Origin of the sequence: Rhodococcus sp. Ni2, assembly GCF_021352185.1 — a bacterium.
Taxonomy (GTDB): Bacteria; Actinomycetota; Actinomycetes; order Mycobacteriales; family Mycobacteriaceae; genus Rhodococcus_F; species Rhodococcus_F qingshengii.
The window spans coordinates 342,462-365,601 of the sequence record NZ_WOXZ01000002.1; the positions used below are offsets into that span (position 1 = coordinate 342,462).

Below are 23,140 nucleotides of genomic sequence, written 5' to 3' on the forward strand. Positions count from 1 at the left end.
ACCTGATCTTGGCGGTCGTAGCGACGACGCGTACGGCATTTGCCGGATCGGGGATCCTGAGAGGAGCCTGCTGGACCACCCGATATCGGTCCGGGCAGCACGCAGTTGCGGCTGACCGTCAGCGGTCGGGCCACCAGAGGTGCGCAGTGAGCAGGGTCACGAGCCGATCGTACATCGGCACTCGCACCCTGCTCACGTCGGGCGCGGCTACATTTTCGCCATCCTCCGTCGGCTCAGCGGAAAATCATGCACGTCGTAGTTCCGTGCGCCACCAACTTGCCGTTCTTGTCCAAGACCTTGCCCTCTGCCGTCGCGGTACGCCCGCCCACGTGAATGACACTGCCGTGGGCTGTCAGCTCGTCACCGTCGAGAGGCACAGTGCGGATGTAGTTGAGCTTGAGTTCGAGGGTCGTGTAGCCGACGCCCGCGGGAAGCATCGTGTGTACCGCGCAGCCCATGACCGAGTCGAGCAGCGTTGCGCAGATGCCGCCGTGCACAGTGCCGAGCGGGTTGCTGAAATCGGCGCGCGGGGTCAGGGCGAAGCTGACGGATCCCTCGTTGACCTCGCGCATCTCCATGCCGAGGAGGCGTCCGATGCTGGGTCGGTCGTTGACCTGGGTTCCCATCCAGCGGAGAAGTTCGAGGCCTGTCATCTGCGCCGGATCGACGGTCGCGGTTGTCTCGTCACTCATTGTTTCATCCCATCACTATGTAGGTCGTCATACATAACGTAGCGTATGAGTCGACAGGTGTACCGACGGCCGAAGGATCTGTGACATGGCAGAGCTGAGCTCACGTGATCGCATGATTCGCAGTGCGGTTGAACTGATCAGCCGCAACGGTGTCGACGCGACGTCCTTCAGCGACGTCATCAAGCACAGCGGCGCACCCCGTGGGTCGATCTACCACCACTTTCCTGGCGGTAAGACCGAGTTGATGGTCGAAGCCGTGCGCGCGGCCGGTGCGATCATCACCAGACGGATCAGCTCGGCTGCGGCTACCGGTTCCACGGCCGACGTGATCGAAGCGGTCGGAGACATCTGGCGACTCAATCTCACACGCTCGGACTTCGCGATCGGCTGCCCGGTGATTGCCGGCGGGTTGGCGCGTGCCAGTGAGCCAGAAGTCGCGGAAGTGTCGGCTGAGGTCATGCTGGGATGGCAGAAGTTGATCGAATCGCAACTCGAAACTGCGGGTTATCCTGCAGTGCAGGCAAAATCGATGGCAAACCTGACGATCACGTCGGTCGAAGGTGCGGTGGCGGTGTGCCAGACGACTCGAAGTATCGAGCCGCTCGAACAGGTCATCGCTTCACTGCAGGGGCTCTCTCGTTCTGAGGCTTGGTCCGGCTGAGCCTTCGGGGGTTGACTTCGGTCGTCAAGTATCCGTAACTTCATGTAACGGCTAATTGGGCAGGAGTAGGCGATGACACATTGGTTCGACCTCGAACCGGTCGGTGTCGATTTCTTCGACACGGCACCGCATATCTTCACGTACTCGATCGACCTCACCGCCGAACCGGATGACGTCTGGGCTGGTCTGACCGCGGACGAACCGCTGTCGTGGTGCCGGCTGCTCACCAAAGTGCACTACACCTCGCCGCGCCCCTACGGCGTCGGCACGCGCCGAATCGCGGAGGTGGGCGGTGGTGCGATGCAGATGCGCGAAAAGTTCATCACCTGGGACGACGAAACGCGTCGGCACTCGTTTTACGTCGAACAGTCCAATGTTCCGCTGTTCCAATCCTTCGCGGAGGACTACCGCGTCGATGAGCTCGCAGTGGGTTCGAGACTGCAGTGGAATTTTGCATTCTCGCCGCGTCCGAAGCTGTCGCTCGCGGTGCGTGGCGGGCTACCGGTCAACTCACTGATCTTCTCGAGCTTCGTGCGCGATACCAAGCGGCACTTCGGTTCTGCGCCACGCCATTGACTTTCTTCCCTTCATACGAGAGGCATCCATGACCACACTCGGAGAATCGTTGACTTTGCCCTGCGGGCAGATCCTGCGGAATCGGACCATGAAAGCTGCGCTCAGCGAGGCTCTGGGTGACCGCACTCATGGACCGTCCACTCGCTTGGAAACGCTGTACGGTCGTTGGGGCAGTGGCGGGTTCGGTTTGCTGATCACCGGCAATGTCATGGTCGATCGATCGCAGATCGCCGAACCGGGTAATGTCGTCGTCGACGACGATCGTGATGCCGAAGCACTGACTGCCTGGGCCAAGACCGCCAAGAACGGCGGCGCCGAGATCTGGATGCAGCTGAACCACCCAGGGCGGCAATCCAACCCGATTGCCAGCAGAGGTAGACCGGTCGCCCCGAGCGCGATCGCGCTGAAGATTCCGGGAATGGCGACGCCGCGAGAACTCTCGACCGCTGAGATCGACGAGATCATCGACAAGTTCGCGGAAACCGCTCGCGTCGCCGAGTCCTCCGGCTTCGGGGGCGTGCAGATACACGCAGCGCACGGTTATCTTGTTGCGCAGTTCCTTTCGCCCTTGTCCAATCAGCGGACGGACGAGTGGGGTGGAGATCCTGAGCGTCGACGACGCTTTCTGATCGAGATCGTTCGGCGCATACGCTCTGCCGTTGCTCCGGGATTCGCGGTCTCGGTCAAGCTCAACTCGGCTGATTTCCAACGAGGTGGATTCTCGGAAGACGAGTCGCGAGAAGTAGTGCGCGCGTTGACCGAAGAGTCGGTGGATCTCATCGAGATCAGCGGTGGCAGTTATGAATCGCCGGCCATGATGGGTAAAGCGCAGAAGCAGAGCACTCGCGATCGAGAGGCATATTTCCTCGAGTACGCCGAGACAGTCCGAGCGATTGCCGGCGACATTCCCTTGGCGGTCACCGGCGGCTTCCGCTCGCGATCGGCGATGGTCGAGGCACTGGCTTCCGGCGCGTGCGACGTGATCGGCCTCGGCCGGCCGACGATCACGATCCCCGACGCGGCAACCGTTCTCCTGGAATCGGATCGGGAACGATTGACCGTGCCGACTGTTGAGTTCGGAGCGCGGAAGTTGTTGGGGAAGGTTGCCGACATCTCGATGCTCGACGGTGCACTCGACCTGCAGTGGCATACCGATCAGCTGCACCGGATGGGCGACGGAAGCGAGCCGGATCCGGCTCGGCCGTGGTGGAAGACCCTCGGAACGATGGTGAGGCGAAACGGATTCGATGCGCTTCGCCCCACCAAACGAGCGGCTTGATCAGTTCGGTGCACCGATGTTGAGTTCATCGGGATGCGCGCCGACGCGGGTACCGTCGTCGAGCGTATCGATTTCGCTCAGGTCGAGATCGGTGAGTTCGAAGTCGAATACGTCGATGTTCTGAGCGATTCGAGCATCGTGTACGGATTTCGGGATGACGATCAGGCCGTTCTGAAGGTGCCAACGGATCAGGACCTGCGCGGCAGTCTTGCTGTGGCGGTCACCGATTCGAGTGATGATCGGGTCGGTGAGCAGGGTGTTGGGCTTGGACGCCTTACCCCAACCTGCGTTACTGGTACCGCCGAGTGGGCTCCACGATTCGACCTTGATCCCGTGCTCGGCGGCCTTGTCGCGAATGGCCTGCTGCGTGAGGTGCGGGTGCAGTTCCACCTGATCGACTGCGGGCAACAATCCACCGCGTTCGACGAGAAGCTGCAGATGATGCGGCTCGAAGTTGCACACCCCGATTGCCTTGGCGCGGCCCGATTCCGCGATCTTTTCGAGTGCGTCCCACGTGCGGAGGAGTCGGTCGTTGTCCTGCAGAGGCCAGTGGATGAGGTAGAGATCGACGTAGTCGACGCCGAGCTTGTCGATGCTGGTGTCGAAAGCCTTCAACGCCGGCTCGTAGCCCTGATCTGCATTCCACAGCTTCGTGGTGAGGAAGATGTCCTCTCGCGCGACGGACGAGTTGGCGATACCTCGTCCGACGCCCTCTTCGTTTCCATAGGCGGCAGCGGTGTCGATGTGCCGGTAGCCGGCCTCGTCGAGTGCGAACCGTACTGCATGCTCGGTTTCGTCGTTGGTGGCCTGCCAGACTCCGAGGCCGAGTTGCGGGATCGTGGTTCCGGAATTCAGCGTGATGTCAGGAATGCTCATGGATCAAGGCTAGCGATCTCGAGCTGTCCTTGCCTGGGTCAGAGCTGCCTGGGTCAGAGCTGCCTGGGTCAGAGAGTGGTAGCCGAGTACCCATGCGCCGCTGCAACACTGTCGGACAGGAGCAGGCCGTTGTGTGTGCTCAGACCTGACCCCAGGCCGGGAACTGTCGCGACCGCGTCCTTCCACCCCTTGTCGGCCAAGGCGACGACGTACGGAAGCGTCGCGTTGGTGAGTGCGTAGGTGGACGTACGGGGGACCGCTCCGGGCATGTTCGCAACGCCGTAGAAGACCGAACCGTGAACCTGGTACGTCGGATCGGCGTGCGTGGTCGCGTGTGAATCCTCGAAGCAGCCGCCCTGGTCGATGGCGATGTCGACCAGGACAGAACCCGGCTTCATACGCGCCACCAGGCTGTTGGAGACGAGAGTCGGCGCCTTCGCCCCGGGGACCAGCACTGCGCCGATGACCAGGTCGGCGTCGAGTACTGCCTGTTCGAGTTCGAGGCTGTTGGACGTGATGGTCTTGACCTGGCCGTGGTACAGCTCGTCGATTTCCCGCAGGCGCGCGATCGACAGGTCGAGAACGGTGACGTCGGCTTGCATGCCGTAGGCCACGGCGATGGCGTTCTTGCCGGAGACTCCCGCACCGATCACCACGACCTTGGCGGGGCGCACTCCGGGGACGCCGCCCATCAGAACTCCGCGTCCGCCGCCGTGACGCATCAAGTGATAGGCGCCCGCCTGCGGTGCCAGGCGTCCGGCTACTTCACTCATCGGGGCGAGGAGGGGCAGTGAACCGTCGGAACCGACAACTGTTTCGTAGGCGATGGAGGTGGTCTTCGACGTCAGGAGCGCGTCGGTGCATTCCTTCGACGCCGCCAGGTGCAGGTAGGTGAAGAGAACCTGATCCTTACGAAGTCGCGAATACTCCTCTGCAATAGGTTCTTTGACCTTCAGGAGTAGATCTGCGTCCGTCCAGACCTGATCGGCAGATCCGAGGATCTGCGCGCCCGCGGCCTTGAAATCCTCGTCACTGAACGAGGAGCCGACGCCTGCACCCGTTTCGATGACGACTTCGTGTCCTCGGCCGACCAGTTCGTGGACGCCTGCTGGGCTGATGGCCACGCGGTACTCGTGGTTTTTGATCTCGCGGGGGATTCCGACCTTCATGACACGGCTCCGAACTGAGTCTGTTGTTTCTTCGAATGGCAGGTGCCAAGCATGAAGTTTCGTCGCCAGATAGTGAAGAGAAGTGAAGATAATTCTCTACGCTGTATGTATGGTGCGTGAAAGTTCAAAAATCGGTATTCAGACGGCTGCCTCGCCGAAGCATGTTCGGGCAGCAATGAAGTTGGACGAGATCGACCGGGTTCTGCTCGAAGAGCTGGCGAAGGATGCGAGGATTCCGAACAATGCGCTGGCCGCGATCGCGGGAATTGCGCCGTCGACATGCCTCGGACGTGTGCGCGCCTTGGTGGACAACGGCGTGATCAGGGGATTCCATGCGGACATCGACCCCGCCGCTCTCGGAATGGATCTGCAGGCGATGATCGCAGTTCGACTGCAGGCCAACGCACGGTCGCACCTCAGCCGGCTCGGCGACGATTTCGCCAAGCTGGACTCGGTGCTCAACGTGTACTTCGTTGCCGGTGTCGACGACTACATGCTGCACGTCGCAACGACGGATTCGGCGCAGTTGCGTGACTTCGTTGTCAACAATCTCTCGGCGCATCCGGCGGTTGCTGCGACCGAGACGATTCTGATCTTCGAACATGTCAGGCCGCGAGGCGGTACTGCCTGATTCGTTCTCACCTGATGGCGGGTCGACGCCCGGACCAGGCGTTCTCGAGGAGTTCGCTCAGGCCTGCCGGGGTGATCTCACGCGGGTTCGGATAAGCGGCGGCGTTCGCGAGTTCGACTGCACGGCCGATCTGATCGTGACTCATTCCCACCTCTCGCAGAGAGGTCGGTCCGCCGCACGAGGTGACGAGGTCGAAAACGCCGGTGGCGGCGTCGGATACACCCAAGGCAGTCGCTATTCGAGACATGACTTCCGGGACGCCAGGCGCGTTGAACGCCATTGCCTGGGGAAGGACAACGGTGTGGGTGGGAGCATGCGGCAAACCGAAGCTGCCACCGAGGGTGTGGCACAACTTGTGATGAAGCCCCATACCGACCGTGCCCAAGCAGGTTCCGGCCAACCAGGCTGCTTGCAGTAGTTCGGCCCTACCTTCCAGATTTTTCGGATCATCGACAATGCTCGGCAGCGCACGGGCGATCCCGGAGATCGCCTCGATCGCCATCAAGTCCGTGATCGGGTTGGACTCGGTGGAGTACAACGCTTCAACCGCATGCGCCATCGCGTTGACGGCGCTGGTGACGGTGGTATCCAGCGGCAGATCGAGAGTGAGGTCGACGTCGTAGATGACGGTTTCCGGTCGGATGTGGGGAGAGGAGCGAGTTGTCTTGCGTCCGTTCTCTGTTTCACCCAACACCGGAGTGACTTCTGATCCCGCGTACGTTGTCGGAACGACGATCTGATCGAACCCCGCTCGTAGTGCCAATGCCTTGGACAACCCGGTTGCCGAACCACCGCCGATCGCGACGACCGTGTCGACGTGATGGTTCTCGGCAAGTCTCAGCGCGGCTGTCGTGACTTCGATCGGAGTATGCATCAAAGCGCCGTCGAAGCGGGCCACCGCCATGTCGCCGAGAGATTCGGTCACCGCGGCGGCAACCGCGTCGAGTCGACGACTTGCCAGCACCATCACTCGGCTACGGCCGAGCCGCCGCACTTCTTCGGCGATCGTATCGATCATCCCTTGGCCGAAGACAATTCGAGCCGGTGAAGCGTCGTACGAGAAGGGCTTCATGTCATCCCTGCGAAACGGTGGCGTGCATTTCCCAGACGATGACCTCTGCCCCGGTATCGGAGCTGATCTGCTGACCTCCGCCGCCGGACACGCGTACCGCGTCACCTTGTTCGAGCACTCCGACGCCTTCCATGGCGGCCTGACCGTCGGCGACAAAAACGTGCAGGAACGGTGCGTCGGGCAGGGTCACGGGCTGTCCGGGTTGCAGACGCGCAACGTGCATCGCGGCGTACTTGTTCTTGATCCGGATTGCCGAGTGATCGGCGTACGCGTCCATGCCGGAGGCGACGGGAACCAGTCCACCGGCAAGCAATTCGGCGTCGATCTCCAACTGCTCGTAGCCGGGGGTGATTCCGGCTTCGTCGGGGATGACCCACATCTGGATGAAGTGAACCGGGTCGCTGTGCTTGTCGGAATGCGCACCCGCCACGTCACCGAGTCGCCACGAATCGTTCTTCTCCGAATGCAGGATGCCCGTTCCGGCGCTCATCCGCTGGGCTAGACCGGGGTAGATGACACCCGAATGACCCATCGAATCCTGATGTACGAGAGAACCTCTCAGTACCCAGGTGACGATCTCCATGTCCTGGTGGGGATGGGTGTCGAATCCCATTCCCGGCGTGACGATGTCGTCGTTGTTCACCAGAAGAAGACCGTGGTGAGTGTTCTTCGGGTCGTAGTGATTGCTGAACGAGAACGAGTGCTTCGAGTCCAGCCAGCCGGCATTGGACTTGAAACGATCCCCGGATCGACGGATATCGAGGTTCGGCTGCGACAGAGTGGAGGTCATGGTGTGCCTTCCGAATGGTATGGGGGAGAGCAAGTTTTCAGAGGACGTGATTGCCGTACATCTCGCCGAGAGGGTCGGCGATCAGCTCGAGTCGAGCGCCGTCGGGATCGCGGAAGTACAACGAGACCTCGCTGTGCTCGATCAGTTCGACGCCGGCCTCGGTCAGTTGGGTGCGCAGCTTCGCCCACTTGGCAGGTTCGACGCTGATCGCGATGTGGTGGAGGCCGCCGAGTACTTCTTGGTACGGGCCCACGTCGAGACCCGGGAAGTCGAAGAAGGCCAGAAGGTTGCCATTGCCGATGTCGAAGAAGAAGTGCGACGACCCGGGATAGTCACGGTTCTCGATCAACTCGGTGAGTGGGAATCCGAGGAGATCCTGGTAGAACTTCACGGTTCGTTCGACGTCACTGCTGATCAGGGCCGTATGGTGCAGGCCGCGTGCGGTCGATGCGGGTCGTTTGTCGGCGGGGAGCAGATGTCGATCCCTGATCTCGGCCCGGCGTTCCTCGAACTGCACTGCGTTGTTGTCGCTCATGGCGCCCGCCTCCCGGTTGAATCTTCACTTCGAACAAGTAGTTGACTGATCAACTACATCGAGAATAGCTCATTTGATTTTGTTGTCAACTACTTCGGATATGCTGGCGTTATGGAATCAGTGCGGTGGTTGACCGACTCGGAGCAATCGGCCTGGCGGGCGTATCTGGACTCGACGCGACTGCTGCAGCGTGTGCTCGATCAGCAGTTGGTGCGAGACTCCGACATTTCCTTCACCGATTTCGAACTGCTGGTCGCTCTCGCCGAAGCGCCCGGCCGGCAACTGCGCATGAGTGAGCTCGCCGACGCTGTGATGGCTACCCGAAGTGGTGTGACCAGGGCCGTCAATCGGCTGGTCGGTGCCGGGTGGGTGCGCCGGGTCGAGTGTGTCGACGACAAGAGGGGCGCTAATGCGGAGCTGACCGACTCGGGTGCCGAGAAATTGGCGTCGGCAAGCCCGGCGCACGTGGCCGCTGTACGGGAGAGCATGTTCGACCTGCTGAGCCCGCGAGATGTCGAGCGGCTGGGTGTGGTCTTCGGTGAGATGCGTCGGCACCTTCTCGAGGCCCAAGCAAGTAATTGACAGAGCAACGGCCCATGTCACGTAGTTGGTGAGGGCTGCGAACGGACTGCCATCATTGTCTGGTGACCCGTATTCGTATGTTCGCAACCGACCTCGACGGCACCCTGCTGCGCTCCGACCGAACGATTTCGGCGCGCACCGCGCAGGCCATGGAGAACGCGCGGCTCGCGGGGATCGAAGTTGTGTGGGCGACGGCCCGGGCCAGGCATTCGGTACACACGTTGGCGAGCTCGTGCGGATTTCGCGGTAAAGCTGTGTGTGCCAACGGAGCTGTCATTCTCGACCTGGCGGACGGGACTCCGGAGATCGTCGACACCGTTTCGATCGAAACATCTTTGGCTGCAACAGCTATGGAGCAGGTTCGTGCTCTGATTCCTGGCGTCGTGTTCGCGAACGTCGGACCCACGCAGTTCTTTGCCGAGCCGGAGTATGCCGCTCTGTGCGAGTTCGCGGACCATCACCGGCACCTGCACGAGATGGTGCTCGCCGATACGCTGCCGCTGGACGTGGAGCCGATGGTCAAGATCGTGGCCCGGCATGCCGAGGTTCCCAGCGCCGACCTGTACCGAACTGCGGTCGCTGCGGGCATCGAGGGTGTGGAGTTGACCCACTCCGGCGCCCCGTACATGGAAATGGCTGCAGCGGGCGTCTCGAAGGCCAGCGCTCTCGCGCAGTTGTGCGCGATCGACGGCATCGACGCGTCAGAAGTGGCCGCAGCCGGTGACGCCTTCAACGACGTTGCGATGCTGACCTGGGCCGGAACAGCTCTGGCGCCGGCCAACGCCAGAACCGAGGTCATCGAGCTCGCCGACCGAATTTTGCCCACGAACGACGAGGACGGCGTGGCGAGCTACCTCGAAGAGTTGGTTGCGGGGCGCTAGTTCAGCTGCTGACGGCCTTGGGTCCGGTGCCGATACCGACTCCGCAGTCCGTCATGAATTCGGAGAAGACACGGTCGAAGCGATCCGGGTAGTCAAGGTGCGGGAAATGTCCGGCGCGCTTGAAGATCTCCACCCGCCCCAGCGGTAGTTCGGCGCGAGCGTTCTCGGTGTGGGCGTTGGGGATGATGGTGTCTTCCTCACCCCATACCAGTAGTGCCTGCAGATTCTTGAAGTTGGCGAAATGCGGAGTGGCATTGACGGTTTGACCGTTGTAATTGATGACCGATCGTGCCGTCGCCAGAAATGCCTGACGCGTCGACGCGTCCGATACCGAAGCAAAGCTCTTACGGGCCTCACTCGCGCTGGCACCGAGCTTGAACAGGCCGATCTTGTTGAAAAGTCCGAGCGCTTTGTCTGTCACGTCGGTCAGCGTCCGGGACGCGAGGACGGGAAGTACCAGTTCGCTGCCGGGCAGAGTTGCTGCGCGCAGGAGTGGGCTCACCTCGGGGCCGAGTCCGCCGCTGGCTACCAGGCACAGCCGCTCCACACGCTCGGGGAAGAGATACAGCGTCTGCATCGCGATCCCACCACCGAGGGAGTGGCCGACGAGGGTGGCCGACGGAATGTCGAGGGCCTCGAGGAGGTCACGCACAGTGGCGGCGTGAGCGCTGAGTGAGTAGTCGCCGGCAGGCTTGTCCGACGCACCGTGTCCGAAGAGGTCAGGAGCGATGACACGGTAGTGGCGCGAGAGTGTCTCGATCTGCGGCTCCCAATTGGAGTGCGCGCCCAGTAGGCCGTGAATGAGCACCACAACGGGGCCACTGCCTTGGTCGACGTATTTGAGCTGGTCGCCGTGCAATACAACCGTCTGCAATTGGTCGGTTGCCATGATTGAACCTTTCGGAGCCGCCAGTGTCTGTGGCTGCTCGCGTGTTGTCGGACCGCACCCGCCCCGACGCGGATCCACGGGTATTTGTGACCGGGAGTAACCCCAGTTCCCTCAGTATGCCCACCGAGGGGCCCGATGTCGTCGCCATCGGGCGTGTTGTGACGAACCGTGAGCCGTCGGCTGAGGGGAGACGTACAACTCACCGCCGCGTGTCGGCGCCGCTGATCAGGCGAAATCGACCAGTTTGCCGAAAGTGAGGTTGATGTCCCACGGTGTGACGCCCCACGTCTCGATCGCTGATACCGCGAAGATTCCGGCAGCCCCGATGGTGTCCTGTGAGGCTGGTGCCGAAACGGAAACGCCGGTTTGTCCGCTCGGAACCTCCGGCCAGACGCCGGTTCCGGCGGGCGCGGGGGTGGCCTCCATGACCGCGTTGGCCAGTCCCGATTCGTCGACGGTCGTGAAGAGGCAGTTCGGCTCGTGCGGAGAATCCCACCCGCCGAGTTCCGCGAGCCAGAATTCGCCACGTCCAGCAGCGGAGATCGCGATCGACGCGAGTACCGATTCGAGATCTTCCCAAGCGTCGGACGTCGGGGCCGACGCCTCGGTGAGCTTGAACGGTGCGGCAAGTGCAGTGCTGTCAGGGGAAGCGAAGCGCGGCTGCACAGTGAGGGCCTGGGTCTGGGTATCCAGAAACGCAATTTCTCGGAACTTGTTGTCCGGCAGGGTCGTACGGGCTACGAGACCGCGTCCCAACAGTGCGCCGAGCGCCGCGGGATCGTCGACGCTCCACAAGCGGGTCTCGTCCTCGGACCAGGTGCGGATCTTTCCGCCGACGACGGGACTGATCAGCACGGGCTCGAGGTTCGTAGTGCCTGTTGACTCGCTCACCGCTGGCTCCCCACCGCACGTCGTACCGCCGGACCGGTTCCGGACGACGAGATAAGTATGCCGCCTCGCTGCTGTGCGCCTTTATTAACCGCCGGGGGTTAATAAAGGCGCACAGCAAGTGGTCACATATGCGTGCCGCCGTCGATGCGGATTTCCGTTCCGGTGACAAACGAGCCGTCTTCGGAAGCGAGCATCGCGATCACGCCGGCGACGGCGGACGGGGGCGCGAAACCCTCACCGATTGCCGGGGCCAGCTTGCCGAGCAGCGTGAAGTCGATGTCGGCCGGGAAGCCGGGATCGGAGGTCATGCCCGAAGCGATGCTGCCGGGTGCGACGGCCACGGCGCGAAGGCCCTGCTTGCTGTACTCGAGTGCAAGTGCGTGCGTGAAGGATTGGATTCCACCCTTCGACGCCGCATATGCCGTCATGTACGGGTGGGCGAAGGTCGCCGATGTGGAACTGAAGTTGACCACGACGCCTGCTCCGCTTTCGAGCAGTGCCGGCAGGGACTCCCTCGTCATGAGGAATGTTCCGGTGAGGTTGACCCCGATGACGGTGTTCCAGAAATCGAGTGTCATCTCGTGGGTGTGCGCGGAGCGCAGAATGCCCGCCGCATTGACCAGCACGTCGAGCCCGCCCAGAGCCTTGATCGCAGCGCCGACCTGTTCGCGAACAGACTCTTCGCTGGAGATGTCGACCTTCACCGTGGTCAGGCGATCGGAGTGTCCTGCGTCCTTCGCGGTGTTCAGCGTCTGTTCGAGGCCGGTCTCGGAAATGTCGGCGGCGACGACGGTGCCACCTTCTGCCAGGATGCGGGCAACGGTGGCCTGGCCGATTCCGGATCCTGCGCCGCTGATGAGGACGCGCTTGTCGTCGAATCGATTCACGAGAAAACTCCGGTCTGTGGGATGGACAGCTGTCTGGTGACCGATTCTGCGCTACCGGAGGGTGCGAGACAGCGGAATGTTCCGCTCAGTGGGTGACTGCTACTTGCAACTGGCTTACGCAGGCGCAGCTGGTCGAATACATTCAGACCGGTCGCAATAGGTCGGCCCATTGAACGCGAGAATCGGGGAAAAAAGTGTCGCTTCCGCAGTTGACTTTGGACGAGGCTCTTCTGCTCGAATTGCTTTCTTCAAACGGAGATACCCTTGGTAACGGCAAGCTCAGGCAGAAGGCAAGTTTCGGCAAAGAGCGGTATCGAACTGCTGCAAATTCTTTGGTGGCCAAGAACCTGGTCCGTAAAGCAGGCGGCCGGGGTGGAAGCGTGGTTCGGGAATCTTCTACGAGAGACCAGGACGACGACGAGTCAGTTACGACGCTGACGGTGCCGTTCAGGGTCCGGGAATTAAACCTCTACGCACCGATGGTCGATGTGCTGCGGGAGCTTCCACTCCGCAAATCCGGCGTGGCGCCACTGACGGTCGACGACGTCGCTAATCAAGGTAAGCGAAGCACCGGTGGTACGTGGTCACGCTCAGATCTTGTGACAATCTCGGTACGTAGATTCGACTACGTACCTGGAATCTTTCTGGAGGCCACAACCGTTGAGGTGAAGCCTTTCGATCAAGTCAATGTCACAGCGGTGTACGAAGCGCTTGCGCATCGTCGGGCCTCGACGCACGCTGTTGTCGCGTTCCATATCCCTACGTATCTCACGGATGCACTCAAGAGACCGCTTCGAGAAGTTCGCACAGTTGCCAGTTCTCACGGAATTGGGGTCGTCACCTTCGCGGATCCTGGGGATAAAGCGACTTGGCGAGTGCGTGAAGAAGCTGAACGGTTCGAACCGGATCCGGTGAGACTTAACAAGCTGATAGAAAAGCAGCTTTCGGCCAGCTCACGGGAACGGATAGCAATCGAACTGAGGCGGAACATGCAGTTTCAGGAAATCTCACCATCAGGACTGTCAATACCCGAGAACGGGTTAGTCGCTCCTGCAGAGAGCTGAAGTCTGGTTCAGACCGAACGAGACGGTGCTTGTTCGCTCGCAATCCCGAGCGAACAAGCACCGACGTCTCCTAGAGGCCCGCTGCCTGCGCGAGGCTCGGCAGGTAGGTGCTCGGCTGACCGAAGAGCTGAGCGCTGCCGTGTGCACGCTTGAAGTACAGCTGAGCGTCGTGCTCCCAGGTGATCGCGATTCCGCCGTGCAGCTGAACTGCTTCGGAGGTGATCTGCTGCAAGGCTTCCGAGCAGTAGACCTTCGCCACTGCCGCGTCGTCCGCCGACTGCGTCGCCACGGCGGCGTACGTCATCGACCTCGCCGTCTCGACCAACGTGTACATGTCGGCCATCCGGTGCTTGAGGGCTTGGAAAGAACCGATCGCGCGACCGAACTGCTTGCGCGACTTGGTGTATTCCACGGTCTGTTCGACGATCGCTGCTGCCGCTCCGACCTGTTCCGCGGACAAGGCGATCAGAACGACGGTTCGGATCCGATCGACCAGATCTTCGGACCACTCCAGTGGCCGACCACGAACACCGGAGAACGTGACCTCCGCCAGCGTTCGCGTCGGATCCATGGTGGGGACGCGTCGGCGGGAGACGCCTTCGGCCGCTGGATCCACTTCGTAGAACCCGTCGGCCGTGAGAACGAGCAGGGTGTCTGCGACGTGTCCGTCGAGGACGTACGACGCCGTGCCGGTCAACGCGTCTTCGGTTGCCTCGACGCCGAAGGTGCTCCAACCCGCGGCACCTGCCCAGCACAGAGCGAGCGTGCTCTCGCCGGACGCGACACCGGGCAGCAGTCGCGAGCATGCGTCGTTGTCACCGGAAAGCAGCAGTGCCTGTGCGGCAAGAATCGCCGAACCCAGCATCGGTGACGGGGTCAGCGTGCGGCCCAATTCCTCCTGGACCACGTGTACTTCGCCCAAACCTGCTCCGACGCCGTCGAACTCCTCCGGAATCGCCAACGCGGCGACGCCGATCTGCTCGCACAGCTTGCTCCACAAAGCGGCGTCGTAGCCGATCTCTGTGGTGATGGCGGCGCGGACGGCAGCGGAGTCGGAATGCTTGCTCAGGAGATCGCGTACCGATGCGCGCAATGCTGCCTGGTCTTCGGTGTCGATGCTCATGATGCAACCAGCGCTTCGACGACGCGTGCGCGATGCTCGGACGGTGTGCCCCACGCGGTGAGCAGCGCCCGTACCTTGGTGAGCCACAAGGAGAGATCGTGTTCCATCGTGTAGCCGATGGCGCCGTGAACCTGGAGTCCGACGCGAGCGGCCTTGTACGCAGCATCCCCGCACGCGACCTTGGCCGCAGAGATGTCACGCGAGGCGTCGGCCGACTGATCGCGAACCGACAGTGCGGCGCCGTGCAGCAGGGGGCGAGCCATCTCGAGGGAGACGGCAACCTCGGCCAGGTGGTGCTTCATGGCCTGGAACTGTCCGATGACCTTGCCGAACTGCTTGCGCTGCTTCGCGTATTCGGTGGTGACCTCGAGCAGTGTCTGGCCCAGGCCCTGCAACTGCGCGGCAGTGGCAAGAGCGCCCATGTCGAAGGCGGCCGAGAAGTCGGCGGAGCCCAGCGATTCGCCGGCTGAAACCTCGTAGAGCTTGCGGGAGAGATCCACTGATGCCTTGGCTTCGCCAGGGACGCCGAGTGATACGGCACCGTCCTGCGCTAGCAGAACCAGATCCACCGCATCGGCGTCGAGCGCGAACGGTGTGCGCGGGGGAGCTGCGACGGTTGCCAGCGAACCCTCGGCGAGAGCAGAGAGACGTTCCGGTGCAACGGAAGCCAGGAGCGTCGGCGCCACGGCGATCGTTTCGACGACCGGTCCGGGTACTGCGTGCCGACCGAGCTGTTCGAGCGCAACGACCAGGTCGACGGCGTCGGCGCCGAGTCCGTCGTGCTCTTCGGAGATGACGAGACCGTTGACGCCGGTCTCGGCGAGGCGCTGCCAGAGCTTCTTGCCCGGCTCGGTGTCACCGTCGTTCCACGAACGGATGACGGCGGGCATGTCGGACTTGGTCAGCAGTGCATCGATGCTTGCAGCGAAGTCCTGGTGGGAGGAGTCGAGCGCGAATCTCATCGGTCCGCCTTCGGTAGGCCGAGCAGACGCTCAGCGATGACGTTTTTCTGAATCTCGTTGGTGCCTGCGTAGATCGGGCCGGACAGGGAGAACAGGTATCCGTCCATCCAGTTGTCGGCCAACTCGGCTTCAGGGCCCTGAAGTTCGAGAGCAGTCTCGTGGGTGGCGATATCCCACTCGGACCAGAAGACCTTGTTGATCGAGGACTCGGCGCCGAGCTGTCCACCGTCGGCCAGACGGGTGACGGTGCCGAATGTGTTGAGTTGGTAAGCGCGAGCGCCGATCCAGGCGTCGGCGACCTGGTTGCGCAAAGCGCTGTCGTCGGTGCGTCCGCTGGACTTGTACAGCTCGAGCAGGCGGTCGACGGTGGCGAGAAAGCGGCCGGGGCTGCGCAGCGAGAGACCACGCTCGTTGCTCGCGGTGCTCATCGCGACCCGCCAACCTTCGTTGACGTTTCCGATCACACCCGACTCACCTGGGTTGGCCGGGTCGTCCGGAACGAAGACGTCTTCGAGGAAGATCTCGGCGAAGCCGGGCTCACCGTCGAGCTGATCGATCGGGCGAACGGTGACACCCTTCGACCGGAGGTCGAACATGAAATACGTGATGCCCTTGTGGCGCTGCGCATCCGGATCGGAGCGGAACAAGCCGAAGCCCCAGTCGGCGTAACTCGCGCGTGAGCTCCACGTCTTCTGACCGTTGAGCAGCCAGCCGCCGTCGACCTTCTTCGCACTCGAACGCAGGCTTGCGAGGTCGGAACCGGACTCGGGCTCGGACCAGGCCTGGGCCCAGATGTCGTCGGCACGAGCCATGCGCGGCATGATGCGAGCCAACTGCTCGGCATTTGCATGCTCGAACAGTGTGGGAGCCAACAAGAAGATGCCGTTCTGGCTGACGCGGCCGGGCGCGCCCGAGCGGTAGTACTCCTCCTCGAAGATGACCCACTCGAGCAGGGACGCATCGCGTCCACCGAGTTCCTTGGGCCAGGAGACGACGGCGTAGCCGGCGTCGGCGAGAGTGTGCTCCCACTGACGGTGCTCTTCGAAGCCTTCGGCGGTATCCATCGACTTCAGGGGAGTCGCGGGCACATTCGCTTCCAGGAACGAGCGAATCTCGTCACGGAATGCGGTTGTGGCGTCGTCGAATACGAGATCCACTAGTTTGTTCCTTCCTGCGGTGCGCGAGCACTGGCAGCCATAGCTTTGGCGTCGAGACCACCAAGCGAGTCTTTGCCGACTTCGGCGTTGTGAGCGTGAGCGAAGTGATGCAGACCGAAGACGGAGTCGATGCCGTTGCGCATCCCCATCTGATCCTCGCACTGATTGACGGCCTTCTTGGTCAAAGCCAGTCCGAAGCGCGGCATCTCGGCGATACGTCCGGCGAGCTCGAACGTCTCCTTCTCGAGATGCTTGCGGGCGACGACGCGGTTCACCATGCCGATTTCGTATGCACGTTGCGCGGTGAACCGATCGCCGGTGAAGAGCATTTCCTTGGCGAATCGTGAACCGACCATCCACGGGTGCGCGAAGTATTCGACGCCGGGGATGCCCATGCGGACAACGGGATCGGAGAAAAAGGCGTCGTCGGCCGCGACGATCATGTCGCAGACCCAGGCGAGCATGAGCCCGCCGGCAATGCAGGCGCCTTGCACCATCGCGATGGTGGGCTTGGGGATCTCCCGCCAACGGCGGCACATGCCCAGGTAGACCTCCATCTCGCGGGCGAAACGCTGGTCACCGCCTGGCTTGTCGACGTGATCCCACCACATGGTGGCCTTGTTCTCGTACTCGACGTGATGGTCGCGTCCCGGAGTTCCCAGGTCGTGACCGGCACTGAAGTGAGGTCCGTTGCCTGCCAGGACGATCACCTTCACCTCGTCGTCTTCGACGGCGCGCTGGAATGCCGCGTCGAGGGCGTACGTGACCACCGAGTTCTGGGCGTTGCGGTAGTCGGGTCGATTCAAGGTCACGACGGCGACCGAGTCACGAACCTCGTAGGTCACGACGTCGGCTTCGAAGGGAACGGTCATGATTGTTCCTCGCGCAGAACCGTTTTGAGGACCTTGCCCGAAGGGTTACGGGGCAGGTGATCGACGAAGCGCACCTCGCGGGGCACCTTGAAGCCTGCGATCTTCTCCTTGAGGAAGGCGATTACCGACTCTTCGGTGAGGCCGGCACCGTCGAGTTGGGCGATGTAGACGCGGCCCACCTCTCCCATCCGGTGATCGGGGATGCCGATGGCAGCAGACTCGTGGACGCCGGGCAGGCGAGCCAACATGCCCTCGATCTCGGCGGGGTAGACGTTGAATCCGCCGCTGACGTACATGTCTTTCAGACGGTCGGTGATGTCGAGATATCCGCGCTCGTCGAGGGTTCCGACGTCTCCGGTGTGCAGCCAGCCGTCGGCGTCGATTGCCTTGGCGGTGGATTCGGGGTCGTCGAGGTATCCGAGCATGACGTTCGGTCCACGAAGCAGGATCTCACCCTGGTCGCCGATCTTGACCTCGAAATCGGCTGTCGCGCGGCCGGAACTGGTGGAGACGGTGACCGGGTCGTCGTCGGTGCGGCACATGGTCGCAACCACTGCCTCGGTCAAACCGTATGCCGTGAGGACGGCGTCGAAAAGCTCTGCTTGCATGCGCTCGACGAGAGCAACCGGCACGGGTGCTGCGCCCGTGATCGCGATGCGGAGCGAGGACAGGTCGTATTCGCTGCGGCGGGGATGATCGAGGATGGTCTGGTAGATCGTCGGGGCGCCGGGCAGGATGCTGATCTTCTCGCTGCTGACCAATGCGAGGGTGTCGTCGATGTTGAAGACGGACACCGGCACGATCGTCGCACCGTTCAACAGGCAGACCAGGATTCCGGCCTTGTACCCGAAGGTGTGGAAGAACGGGCTGATGATGAGGAAGTTGTCGTCGGCGGTGACCTCGGCGCATTCACCCCACGACTTGGCGACAGCGATGGACTGACGATGCGCGGTGATCGCGCCCTTGCTGCGCCCCGTGGTGCCGGAGGTGAAGAGGATGTCGCTGACGTCGTCTGGCTGCACCTTCGCAGCACGCGCGTCGGCTTCGGTGCGGGCGGCGTCGGTGGCGAGCGCGAGGAAGTCCTCGAACTCGATGACGCCGTCACGGTCGTCGTCCCCGTCGATCGGTACCTGGATGACGGTGGGGATCCTCAGGTCCGGATTGGCGTCGAGCAACTGCTGGTACCGATCGGCCTTGAGGAACGTGCCGACGACCACCAGGGCAGCTGCGTCGACGCGCTCGATGATGTCGAGTGCTTCGGTGCCGGTGTAGCGCGTGTTGATCGGGATGATGGCTGCGCCGGCGTACTGAGCGCCGAGCAGGGCGATCACCCAGTGGTACGTGTTGGGCGCCCAGATGACGACGCGGTCGCCTGCCTTCACCCCACGGTTGATCAGTGCGCCGGCGAAATCGCGGACGCGCTGATGTAGCTGTGCGAAGGTCAGTCGGGTGTCGCCATCGGCGATAGCCGCGCGCTCACCGAACTCCTCGGCGGCCCGGATGAGGGCTGATGGGATGGTTCTCGGTTGTTCGGTCACTGGACTCCTACCTGACACGCTACCTAGCAAGTGCTTGGTAGGTTATCTTACATATGTGGACCAGAGCGAGAGCCCGGACGGGCAGATGACGGACGACGAGTTTGCGGCCACGGTCGCGCAGTGGTTGGCCGAGAACTTGACGGGCAAATTCGCCCAGCTCAAGGGTAAGGGCGGCCCCGGCAGTGAGCACGAGTTCTTCGAGCAACGACTCGAGTGGGACAAGCACCTCGCAGCGTCGGGGTGGACGTGCCTCGGGTGGCCGAAGGAGTTCGGCGGGCGGGGAGCAAGCATCTCCCAGCAGGTCATCTTCCATCAGGAGTACGCGAAGGCCGGTGCGCCCGCTCGCGTCAGCCACATCGGTGAAGAGCTGCTCGGCCCGACGCTGATCGCGTACGGCACCGACGAGCAGAAGCGCCGATTCCTTCCTGGCATCAACACGGTCAGTGAACTGTGGTCGCAGGGCTACTCCGAGCCCGGCGCCGGTTCCGACCTCGCGAACGTCTCCACGACCGCACGCCTCGAAGACGGCAAGTGGATCATCAACGGCCAGAAGGTGTGGACCTCACTGGCTCACGTCGCGCAGTGGTGCTTCGTGGTCTGCCGCACCGAGGTGGGCTCCAAGCGTCACCAGGGGTTGAGCTTCCTGCTTGTCCCGTTGGATCAGCCCGGTGTGACAGTTCGGCCCATTCAGCAGCTCACCGGCACATCGGAGTTCAACGAGGTCTTCTTCGACGACGCCGTCACCGATGCCGATCTGGTGGTCGGGGAACCCGGCGAGGGCTGGAAGATCGCGATGGGGCTGCTCACCTTCGAGCGCGGTGTATCCACGCTCGGACAGCAGATCGGATTTGCTCGCGAGCTCCAGGGCGTCGTCGACCTGGCGAAAGCCAATGGCAGTGACCAGGATCCGCACATTCGCGAAAAGATCGCCCGCGCGTGGGTCGGACTGCGCGTGATGCGCGCCCACGCGATGCGCACTCTCGACGCGGTCGACGCCGGAACCGGTGGCGGAGAAGCGTCCGTCGCAAAACTGTTGTGGGCCAACTGGCATCGTGATCTGGGACAGCTGGCGATGGACGTGCAGGGTGCGTCGTCGTTGGTTGCACCGTGGGCGGATTCCGAAGGCAATGCCTCGGACATCACCGATCCCGAGCACCTCGAGCTCGACGAATGGCAACGCCTCTTCCTCTTCACCCGCGCCGACACGATTTACGGCGGCTCCAACGAAATTCAGCGCAACATCATTTCCGAGCGCGTGCTCGGTCTTCCCCGAGAGGCCCGTTAATGTCTGACACCAAAGCCGCGTCCCCGCTTTCCGTTGCGCCGGAGGAAACCCCGGGCCACGGACTGCTCGCGGGCAAGAAGGCGATCATCACCGCCGCAGCCGGAACCGGCATCGGTTTCTCCACTGCGCGCAGGGTGCTTCTCGAGGGCGGCGACGTTCTCGTCTCCGACTTCCACGAGCGTCGACTCGGCGAGACGGTGGAGAAGCTGAAGGCCGAATTCCCCGGTCAGCAGGTCGAATCGATCATCTGCGATGTATCGAGCACCGAGCAGGTCGACGCGTTGTTCGTCGGCGCCGCCGAGAAGTTGGGACGTATCGACATCGTCGTCAACAACGCGGGCCTTGGCGGTGAAACTCCCGTCGTCGACATGACGGACGATCAGTGGGATCGCGTTCTCGACATCACACTCAACAGCACCTTCCGTTCGACGCGCGCCGCCCTGCGGTACTTCAAGAGCGTTCCCCACGGCGGTGTTCTGGTGAACAACGCGTCCGTTCTCGGTTGGCGCGCGCAGCATTCCCAGGCGCACTACGCCGCAGCCAAGGCCGGCGTCATGGCGCTGACTCGGTGCAGCGCCATCGAAGCAGCGGAGTACGGAGTCCGTATCAACGCGGTCTCGCCTTCCATTGCGCGTCACGCGTTCCTGGCGAAGGTCACCAGTGAGGAACTGCTCGACCAGTTGGCTTCCGGTGAGGCCTACGGCCGCGCCGCGGAGGTCTGGGAGATCGCAACGGTCATCGCGATGCTCGCCAGCGATTACTCCACTTACATGACCGGCGAGATCGTCTCCGTTTCTTCGCAGAGGGCCTAGCGTCCCCGTGCGCGGTTAAGGAGTCCCTGGACTCGCTGACCGCGCACAGGGGAAGGCCCTGGATAGGATTGAATACATGACGCCACCTCGAAATTCCGACGAATCAAACGGCAAGTCCGGGCGCCGCGACGAGCTGCTCGAGATCGCGGCGGGGCTCTTCGCCGATCGCGGAGTGCGCGCGACGACCGTCCGCGACATCGCCGACGCCGCCGGGATCCTGTCCGGCAGCCTGTATCACCATTTCGATTCCAAGGAGTCGATGGTCGACGAGATCCTGCACCAGTTCCTCGACGAACTCTTCGGAAAATACCGCGAGATCGTCGCGGCGGGGTTGGACAGTCGCGCGACGCTCGAAGCACTGGTCGTGACGTCGTACGAGGCCATCGACGCCTCACATTCGGCTGTGGCGATCTACCAGGACGAGGTCAAGCACCTCGTCGGGAACGAGCGCTTCGCTTACCTGGCCGAGCGCAACACCGAATTCCGGGACCTGTGGGTCGGCGTCCTCGAAGCCGGCGTCGCGGACGGGACCTTCCGCTCCGACATCGACGTCGAATTGGTCTTCCGCTTCATGCGCGACACCGTGTGGGTCGCGGTTCGCTGGTACCGCCCTGGTGGATCCCTCTCGGCTCACGCCGTCGCGGCTCAATATCTCGCGATCGTGCTCGACGGGCTCTCCGATCCGGCCACAACTTCAGACGCTATTGCTGAATCAACTTCAAGAACTATTGCTGCACAACGAAACTAGGAGCTAACGCTATGTCCGAGGTTTACATCGTCGACGCCATTCGCACACCGATCGGCAAGAGGGGCGGCGCGCTGTCCGGCGTGCACCCCATCGATCTCGGTGCGCACGTCGTCAAGGCACTGGTCGAGCGCACCGGTATCGACCCCAGTGACGTCGACGACGTGATCTTCGGTTGCGTCGACGCCATCGGCGGCCAGGCCGGCAACATCGCCCGTATGTCCTGGCTCGCAGCGGGATTCCCGGAGCACGTTCCCGGGGTGACCGTTGACCGTCAGTGCGGTTCGAGCCAGCAGGCAGTGCACTTCGGCGCTCAGGCCATCCTGTCGGGCACTGCGGATCTGATCGTTGCCGGCGGCGTTCAGAACATGAGCCAGATTCCGATCTCGGCAGCGATGATCGTCGGTCAGCAGTACGGATTCGACACGCCGACTTCGGGTTCGGTCGGTTGGACCGAGCGCTACGGTGACCAAGAGGTCTCGCAGTTCAAGGGCGCCGAAATGATCGCCGAGAAGTGGGACATCAGCCGCGAAGAGCTCGAGAAGTGGGCCCTGCAGAGCCATGAGCGCGCCAAGGCTGCAATCGCCGCGGGTCGCTTCGACAACGAGATCGTCGCCATGGGCGACGCGACCGTCGACGAAGGACCCCGCGAGACCAGCCTCGAGAAGATGGCGACGCTCAAGGTTCTCGTCGAAGACGGACGCATGACCGCGGCAGTGGCCAGCCAGATCTCCGACGGTGCGAGTGCGCTGCTGCTGGCGTCGGCGGAAGCGGTGGAGAAGTACAACCTCAAGCCCCGCGCCCGGATTCATCACCTCAGCGCACGCGGCGACGACCCGATCTTCATGCTCAGTGCGCCGATCCCGGCCACGAAGCATGCTCTCGCGAAGGCCGGCCTGAGCATCGACGACATCGACATCGTCGAGATCAACGAAGCTTTCGCCCCGGTCGTCCTGGCCTGGATCAAGGAGATCGGTGCAGATCCGGCCAAGGTCAACGTCAACGGCGGCGCGATCGCACTCGGTCACCCGCTCGGCGCGACCGGCACCAAGCTGATGGCAACCCTGCTCAACGAACTCGAGCGCACCGGTGGCCGCTACGGCTTGCTGACCATCTGTGAAGGTGGCGGCACCGCGAACGCGACGATTATCGAGCGTCTCTGACGCCTTGC

25 protein-coding genes are annotated in these 23,140 nt (G+C 62.6%); 11 read left to right on the top strand and 14 right to left on the bottom strand.

The window, feature by feature from the left end; translation table 11 throughout:
• Nucleotides 1–233 precede the first annotated feature (233 nt).
• Nucleotides 234–692, bottom strand: coding sequence for a PaaI family thioesterase (locus tag GN300_RS15180; RefSeq protein ID WP_003945940.1), 459 nt, complete (start codon nucleotides 690–692; stop codon nucleotides 234–236).
• An 85-nt stretch (nucleotides 693–777) separates the two neighbouring features.
• Here GN300_RS15180 and GN300_RS15185 point away from each other — a divergent pair, with 85 nt between their 5' ends.
• The 3 genes from GN300_RS15185 to GN300_RS15195 all read left to right on the top strand — a co-directional run bounded on the left by GN300_RS15185 (nucleotide 778) and on the right by GN300_RS15195 (nucleotide 3,208).
• Nucleotides 778–1,353 carry a TetR/AcrR family transcriptional regulator gene (locus GN300_RS15185; protein WP_003945856.1) on the top strand — a complete coding sequence of 192 codons (576 nt, stop codon included), beginning with the start codon at nucleotides 778–780 and terminating at the stop codon, nucleotides 1,351–1,353.
• A gap of 72 nt (nucleotides 1,354–1,425) precedes the next feature.
• Complete coding sequence (locus GN300_RS15190) at nucleotides 1,426–1,929, top strand: SRPBCC family protein (RefSeq protein ID WP_042920475.1); 504 nt, start codon at nucleotides 1,426–1,428, stop codon at nucleotides 1,927–1,929.
• A gap of 28 nt (nucleotides 1,930–1,957) precedes the next feature.
• Entirely contained in the window at nucleotides 1,958–3,208 is a 1,251-nt protein-coding gene (locus GN300_RS15195) for an NADH:flavin oxidoreductase/NADH oxidase family protein (RefSeq protein WP_007734160.1), read from the top strand.
• Here GN300_RS15195 and GN300_RS15200 read toward each other — a convergent pair whose 3' ends face one another.
• Together GN300_RS15200 and ald are read right to left on the bottom strand one after the other, a co-directional pair.
• A complete protein-coding gene (locus tag GN300_RS15200) occupies nucleotides 3,209–4,084 on the bottom strand; it encodes an aldo/keto reductase (protein WP_063315018.1) in 876 nt (291 codons plus the stop codon).
• A gap of 68 nt (nucleotides 4,085–4,152) precedes the next feature.
• Nucleotides 4,153–5,253, bottom strand: a complete 1,101-nt coding sequence (gene ald, locus GN300_RS15205) for an alanine dehydrogenase (protein WP_063315017.1) — start codon at nucleotides 5,251–5,253, stop codon at nucleotides 4,153–4,155.
• A gap of 109 nt (nucleotides 5,254–5,362) precedes the next feature.
• Between ald and GN300_RS15210 the strand changes: the two genes are divergently transcribed.
• Nucleotides 5,363–5,884, top strand: coding sequence for an Lrp/AsnC family transcriptional regulator (locus GN300_RS15210; protein ID WP_058227650.1), 522 nt, complete (start codon nucleotides 5,363–5,365; stop codon nucleotides 5,882–5,884).
• A gap of 7 nt (nucleotides 5,885–5,891) precedes the next feature.
• Here the strand turns inward: GN300_RS15210 and GN300_RS15215 are convergent, their stop codons facing one another.
• The 3 genes from GN300_RS15215 to GN300_RS15225 are packed head-to-tail and all read right to left on the bottom strand — an operon-like array spanning nucleotide 5,892 to nucleotide 8,281.
• Nucleotides 5,892–6,956: a maleylacetate reductase gene (locus tag GN300_RS15215; RefSeq protein ID WP_063315016.1), complete on the bottom strand. Its 1,065-nt coding sequence runs from the start codon at nucleotides 6,954–6,956 to the stop codon at nucleotides 5,892–5,894.
• Between the two features lies 1 nt (nucleotide 6,957).
• On the bottom strand, nucleotides 6,958–7,746 hold the full coding sequence (locus GN300_RS15220) for a pirin-like bicupin family protein (protein ID WP_054188065.1): 789 nt from the start codon (nucleotides 7,744–7,746) through the stop codon (nucleotides 6,958–6,960).
• A gap of 37 nt (nucleotides 7,747–7,783) precedes the next feature.
• Complete coding sequence (locus GN300_RS15225; RefSeq protein ID WP_054781329.1) at nucleotides 7,784–8,281, bottom strand: VOC family protein; 498 nt, start codon at nucleotides 8,279–8,281, stop codon at nucleotides 7,784–7,786.
• A 111-nt stretch (nucleotides 8,282–8,392) separates the two neighbouring features.
• On the opposite strand from GN300_RS15225, the gene GN300_RS15230 reads away from it, so the two are divergent.
• The gene (locus tag GN300_RS15230) at nucleotides 8,393–8,863 is read left to right on the top strand and encodes a MarR family winged helix-turn-helix transcriptional regulator (protein WP_063315015.1); all 471 of its coding nucleotides are present in this window, start codon (nucleotides 8,393–8,395) and stop codon (nucleotides 8,861–8,863) included.
• A 62-nt stretch (nucleotides 8,864–8,925) separates the two neighbouring features.
• A complete protein-coding gene (locus GN300_RS15235; RefSeq protein WP_031332850.1) occupies nucleotides 8,926–9,744 on the top strand; it encodes an HAD family hydrolase in 819 nt (272 codons plus the stop codon).
• 1 nt (nucleotide 9,745) lies between these two features.
• On the opposite strand, the gene GN300_RS15240 is transcribed toward GN300_RS15235, so the two are convergent.
• The 3 genes from GN300_RS15240 to GN300_RS15250 form a co-directional block, all read right to left on the bottom strand.
• Nucleotides 9,746–10,633: an alpha/beta fold hydrolase gene (locus tag GN300_RS15240; RefSeq protein ID WP_007734173.1), complete on the bottom strand. Its 888-nt coding sequence runs from the start codon at nucleotides 10,631–10,633 to the stop codon at nucleotides 9,746–9,748.
• A 225-nt stretch (nucleotides 10,634–10,858) separates the two neighbouring features.
• Entirely contained in the window at nucleotides 10,859–11,524 is a 666-nt protein-coding gene (locus tag GN300_RS15245; protein ID WP_063315014.1) for a hypothetical protein, read from the bottom strand.
• A 122-nt stretch (nucleotides 11,525–11,646) separates the two neighbouring features.
• Entirely contained in the window at nucleotides 11,647–12,411 is a 765-nt protein-coding gene (locus GN300_RS15250) for an SDR family NAD(P)-dependent oxidoreductase (RefSeq protein ID WP_042449451.1), read from the bottom strand.
• 194 nt (nucleotides 12,412–12,605) lie between these two features.
• Between GN300_RS15250 and GN300_RS15255 the strand changes: the two genes are divergently transcribed.
• Complete coding sequence (locus GN300_RS15255; protein WP_003945836.1) at nucleotides 12,606–13,475, top strand: hypothetical protein; 870 nt, start codon at nucleotides 12,606–12,608, stop codon at nucleotides 13,473–13,475.
• Between the two features lie 70 nt (nucleotides 13,476–13,545).
• Here the strand turns inward: GN300_RS15255 and GN300_RS15260 are convergent, their stop codons facing one another.
• From GN300_RS15260 to GN300_RS15280, 5 genes are read right to left on the bottom strand one after another with little or no spacing between them, the layout of a single operon-like run.
• Nucleotides 13,546–14,598 (bottom strand): acyl-CoA dehydrogenase family protein, encoded by a 1,053-nt coding sequence (locus GN300_RS15260; protein ID WP_003945931.1) that lies wholly within the window; start codon nucleotides 14,596–14,598, stop codon nucleotides 13,546–13,548.
• Nucleotides 14,595–15,560, bottom strand: a complete 966-nt coding sequence (locus tag GN300_RS15265; RefSeq protein ID WP_007734178.1) for an acyl-CoA dehydrogenase family protein — start codon at nucleotides 15,558–15,560, stop codon at nucleotides 14,595–14,597. Before GN300_RS15265 ends, GN300_RS15260 begins: the two co-directional genes overlap by 4 nt.
• Complete coding sequence (locus tag GN300_RS15270; RefSeq protein WP_063315013.1) at nucleotides 15,557–16,717, bottom strand: acyl-CoA dehydrogenase family protein; 1,161 nt, start codon at nucleotides 16,715–16,717, stop codon at nucleotides 15,557–15,559. Before GN300_RS15270 ends, GN300_RS15265 begins: the two co-directional genes overlap by 4 nt.
• Nucleotides 16,717–17,589 carry an enoyl-CoA hydratase gene (locus tag GN300_RS15275; RefSeq protein WP_007734183.1) on the bottom strand — a complete coding sequence of 291 codons (873 nt, stop codon included), beginning with the start codon at nucleotides 17,587–17,589 and terminating at the stop codon, nucleotides 16,717–16,719. Before GN300_RS15275 ends, GN300_RS15270 begins: the two co-directional genes overlap by 1 nt.
• Nucleotides 17,586–19,127: a FadD3 family acyl-CoA ligase gene (locus GN300_RS15280; protein WP_007734186.1), complete on the bottom strand. Its 1,542-nt coding sequence runs from the start codon at nucleotides 19,125–19,127 to the stop codon at nucleotides 17,586–17,588. Before GN300_RS15280 ends, GN300_RS15275 begins: the two co-directional genes overlap by 4 nt.
• A gap of 55 nt (nucleotides 19,128–19,182) precedes the next feature.
• On the opposite strand from GN300_RS15280, the gene GN300_RS15285 reads away from it, so the two are divergent.
• From GN300_RS15285 to GN300_RS15300, 4 genes are all read left to right on the top strand, one after another.
• Nucleotides 19,183–20,412, top strand: a complete 1,230-nt coding sequence (locus GN300_RS15285; protein WP_007734188.1) for an acyl-CoA dehydrogenase family protein — start codon at nucleotides 19,183–19,185, stop codon at nucleotides 20,410–20,412.
• Nucleotides 20,412–21,224 carry an SDR family oxidoreductase gene (locus tag GN300_RS15290; protein ID WP_003945582.1) on the top strand — a complete coding sequence of 271 codons (813 nt, stop codon included), beginning with the start codon at nucleotides 20,412–20,414 and terminating at the stop codon, nucleotides 21,222–21,224. The genes GN300_RS15285 and GN300_RS15290 overlap by 1 nt, the downstream gene beginning before the upstream one ends.
• Before the next feature lie 76 nt (nucleotides 21,225–21,300).
• The gene (locus GN300_RS15295; protein WP_003945807.1) at nucleotides 21,301–21,972 is read left to right on the top strand and encodes a TetR/AcrR family transcriptional regulator; all 672 of its coding nucleotides are present in this window, start codon (nucleotides 21,301–21,303) and stop codon (nucleotides 21,970–21,972) included.
• A gap of 11 nt (nucleotides 21,973–21,983) precedes the next feature.
• Nucleotides 21,984–23,132 (top strand): acetyl-CoA C-acetyltransferase, encoded by a 1,149-nt coding sequence (locus tag GN300_RS15300; RefSeq protein WP_007734192.1) that lies wholly within the window; start codon nucleotides 21,984–21,986, stop codon nucleotides 23,130–23,132.
• The last annotated feature ends 8 nt before the right edge of the window (nucleotides 23,133–23,140 follow it).

Coding starts and splice junctions, on each gene's coding strand:
- GN300_RS15265 (WP_007734178.1), bottom strand. CDS start 15,560: ATGAGATTCGCGCTCGACTCCTCCCACCAGGACTTCGCTGCAAGCATC.
- GN300_RS15185 (WP_003945856.1), top strand. CDS start 778: ATGGCAGAGCTGAGCTCACGTGATCGCATGATTCGCAGTGCGGTTGAA.
- GN300_RS15230 (WP_063315015.1), top strand. CDS start 8,393: ATGGAATCAGTGCGGTGGTTGACCGACTCGGAGCAATCGGCCTGGCGG.
- GN300_RS15225 (WP_054781329.1), bottom strand. CDS start 8,281: ATGAGCGACAACAACGCAGTGCAGTTCGAGGAACGCCGGGCCGAGATC.
- GN300_RS15240 (WP_007734173.1), bottom strand. CDS start 10,633: ATGGCAACCGACCAATTGCAGACGGTTGTATTGCACGGCGACCAGCTC.
- GN300_RS15180 (WP_003945940.1), bottom strand. CDS start 692: ATGAGTGACGAGACAACCGCGACCGTCGATCCGGCGCAGATGACAGGC.
- GN300_RS15210 (WP_058227650.1), top strand. CDS start 5,363: ATGGTGCGTGAAAGTTCAAAAATCGGTATTCAGACGGCTGCCTCGCCG.
- GN300_RS15300 (WP_007734192.1), top strand. CDS start 21,984: ATGTCCGAGGTTTACATCGTCGACGCCATTCGCACACCGATCGGCAAG.
- GN300_RS15200 (WP_063315018.1), bottom strand. CDS start 4,084: ATGAGCATTCCTGACATCACGCTGAATTCCGGAACCACGATCCCGCAA.
- ald (WP_063315017.1), bottom strand. CDS start 5,253: ATGAAGGTCGGAATCCCCCGCGAGATCAAAAACCACGAGTACCGCGTG.
- GN300_RS15190 (WP_042920475.1), top strand. CDS start 1,426: ATGACACATTGGTTCGACCTCGAACCGGTCGGTGTCGATTTCTTCGAC.
- GN300_RS15295 (WP_003945807.1), top strand. CDS start 21,301: ATGACGCCACCTCGAAATTCCGACGAATCAAACGGCAAGTCCGGGCGC.
- GN300_RS15220 (WP_054188065.1), bottom strand. CDS start 7,746: ATGACCTCCACTCTGTCGCAGCCGAACCTCGATATCCGTCGATCCGGG.
- GN300_RS15260 (WP_003945931.1), bottom strand. CDS start 14,598: ATGAGCATCGACACCGAAGACCAGGCAGCATTGCGCGCATCGGTACGC.
- GN300_RS15290 (WP_003945582.1), top strand. CDS start 20,412: ATGTCTGACACCAAAGCCGCGTCCCCGCTTTCCGTTGCGCCGGAGGAA.
- GN300_RS15195 (WP_007734160.1), top strand. CDS start 1,958: ATGACCACACTCGGAGAATCGTTGACTTTGCCCTGCGGGCAGATCCTG.
- GN300_RS15215 (WP_063315016.1), bottom strand. CDS start 6,956: ATGAAGCCCTTCTCGTACGACGCTTCACCGGCTCGAATTGTCTTCGGC.
- GN300_RS15275 (WP_007734183.1), bottom strand. CDS start 17,589: ATGACCGTTCCCTTCGAAGCCGACGTCGTGACCTACGAGGTTCGTGAC.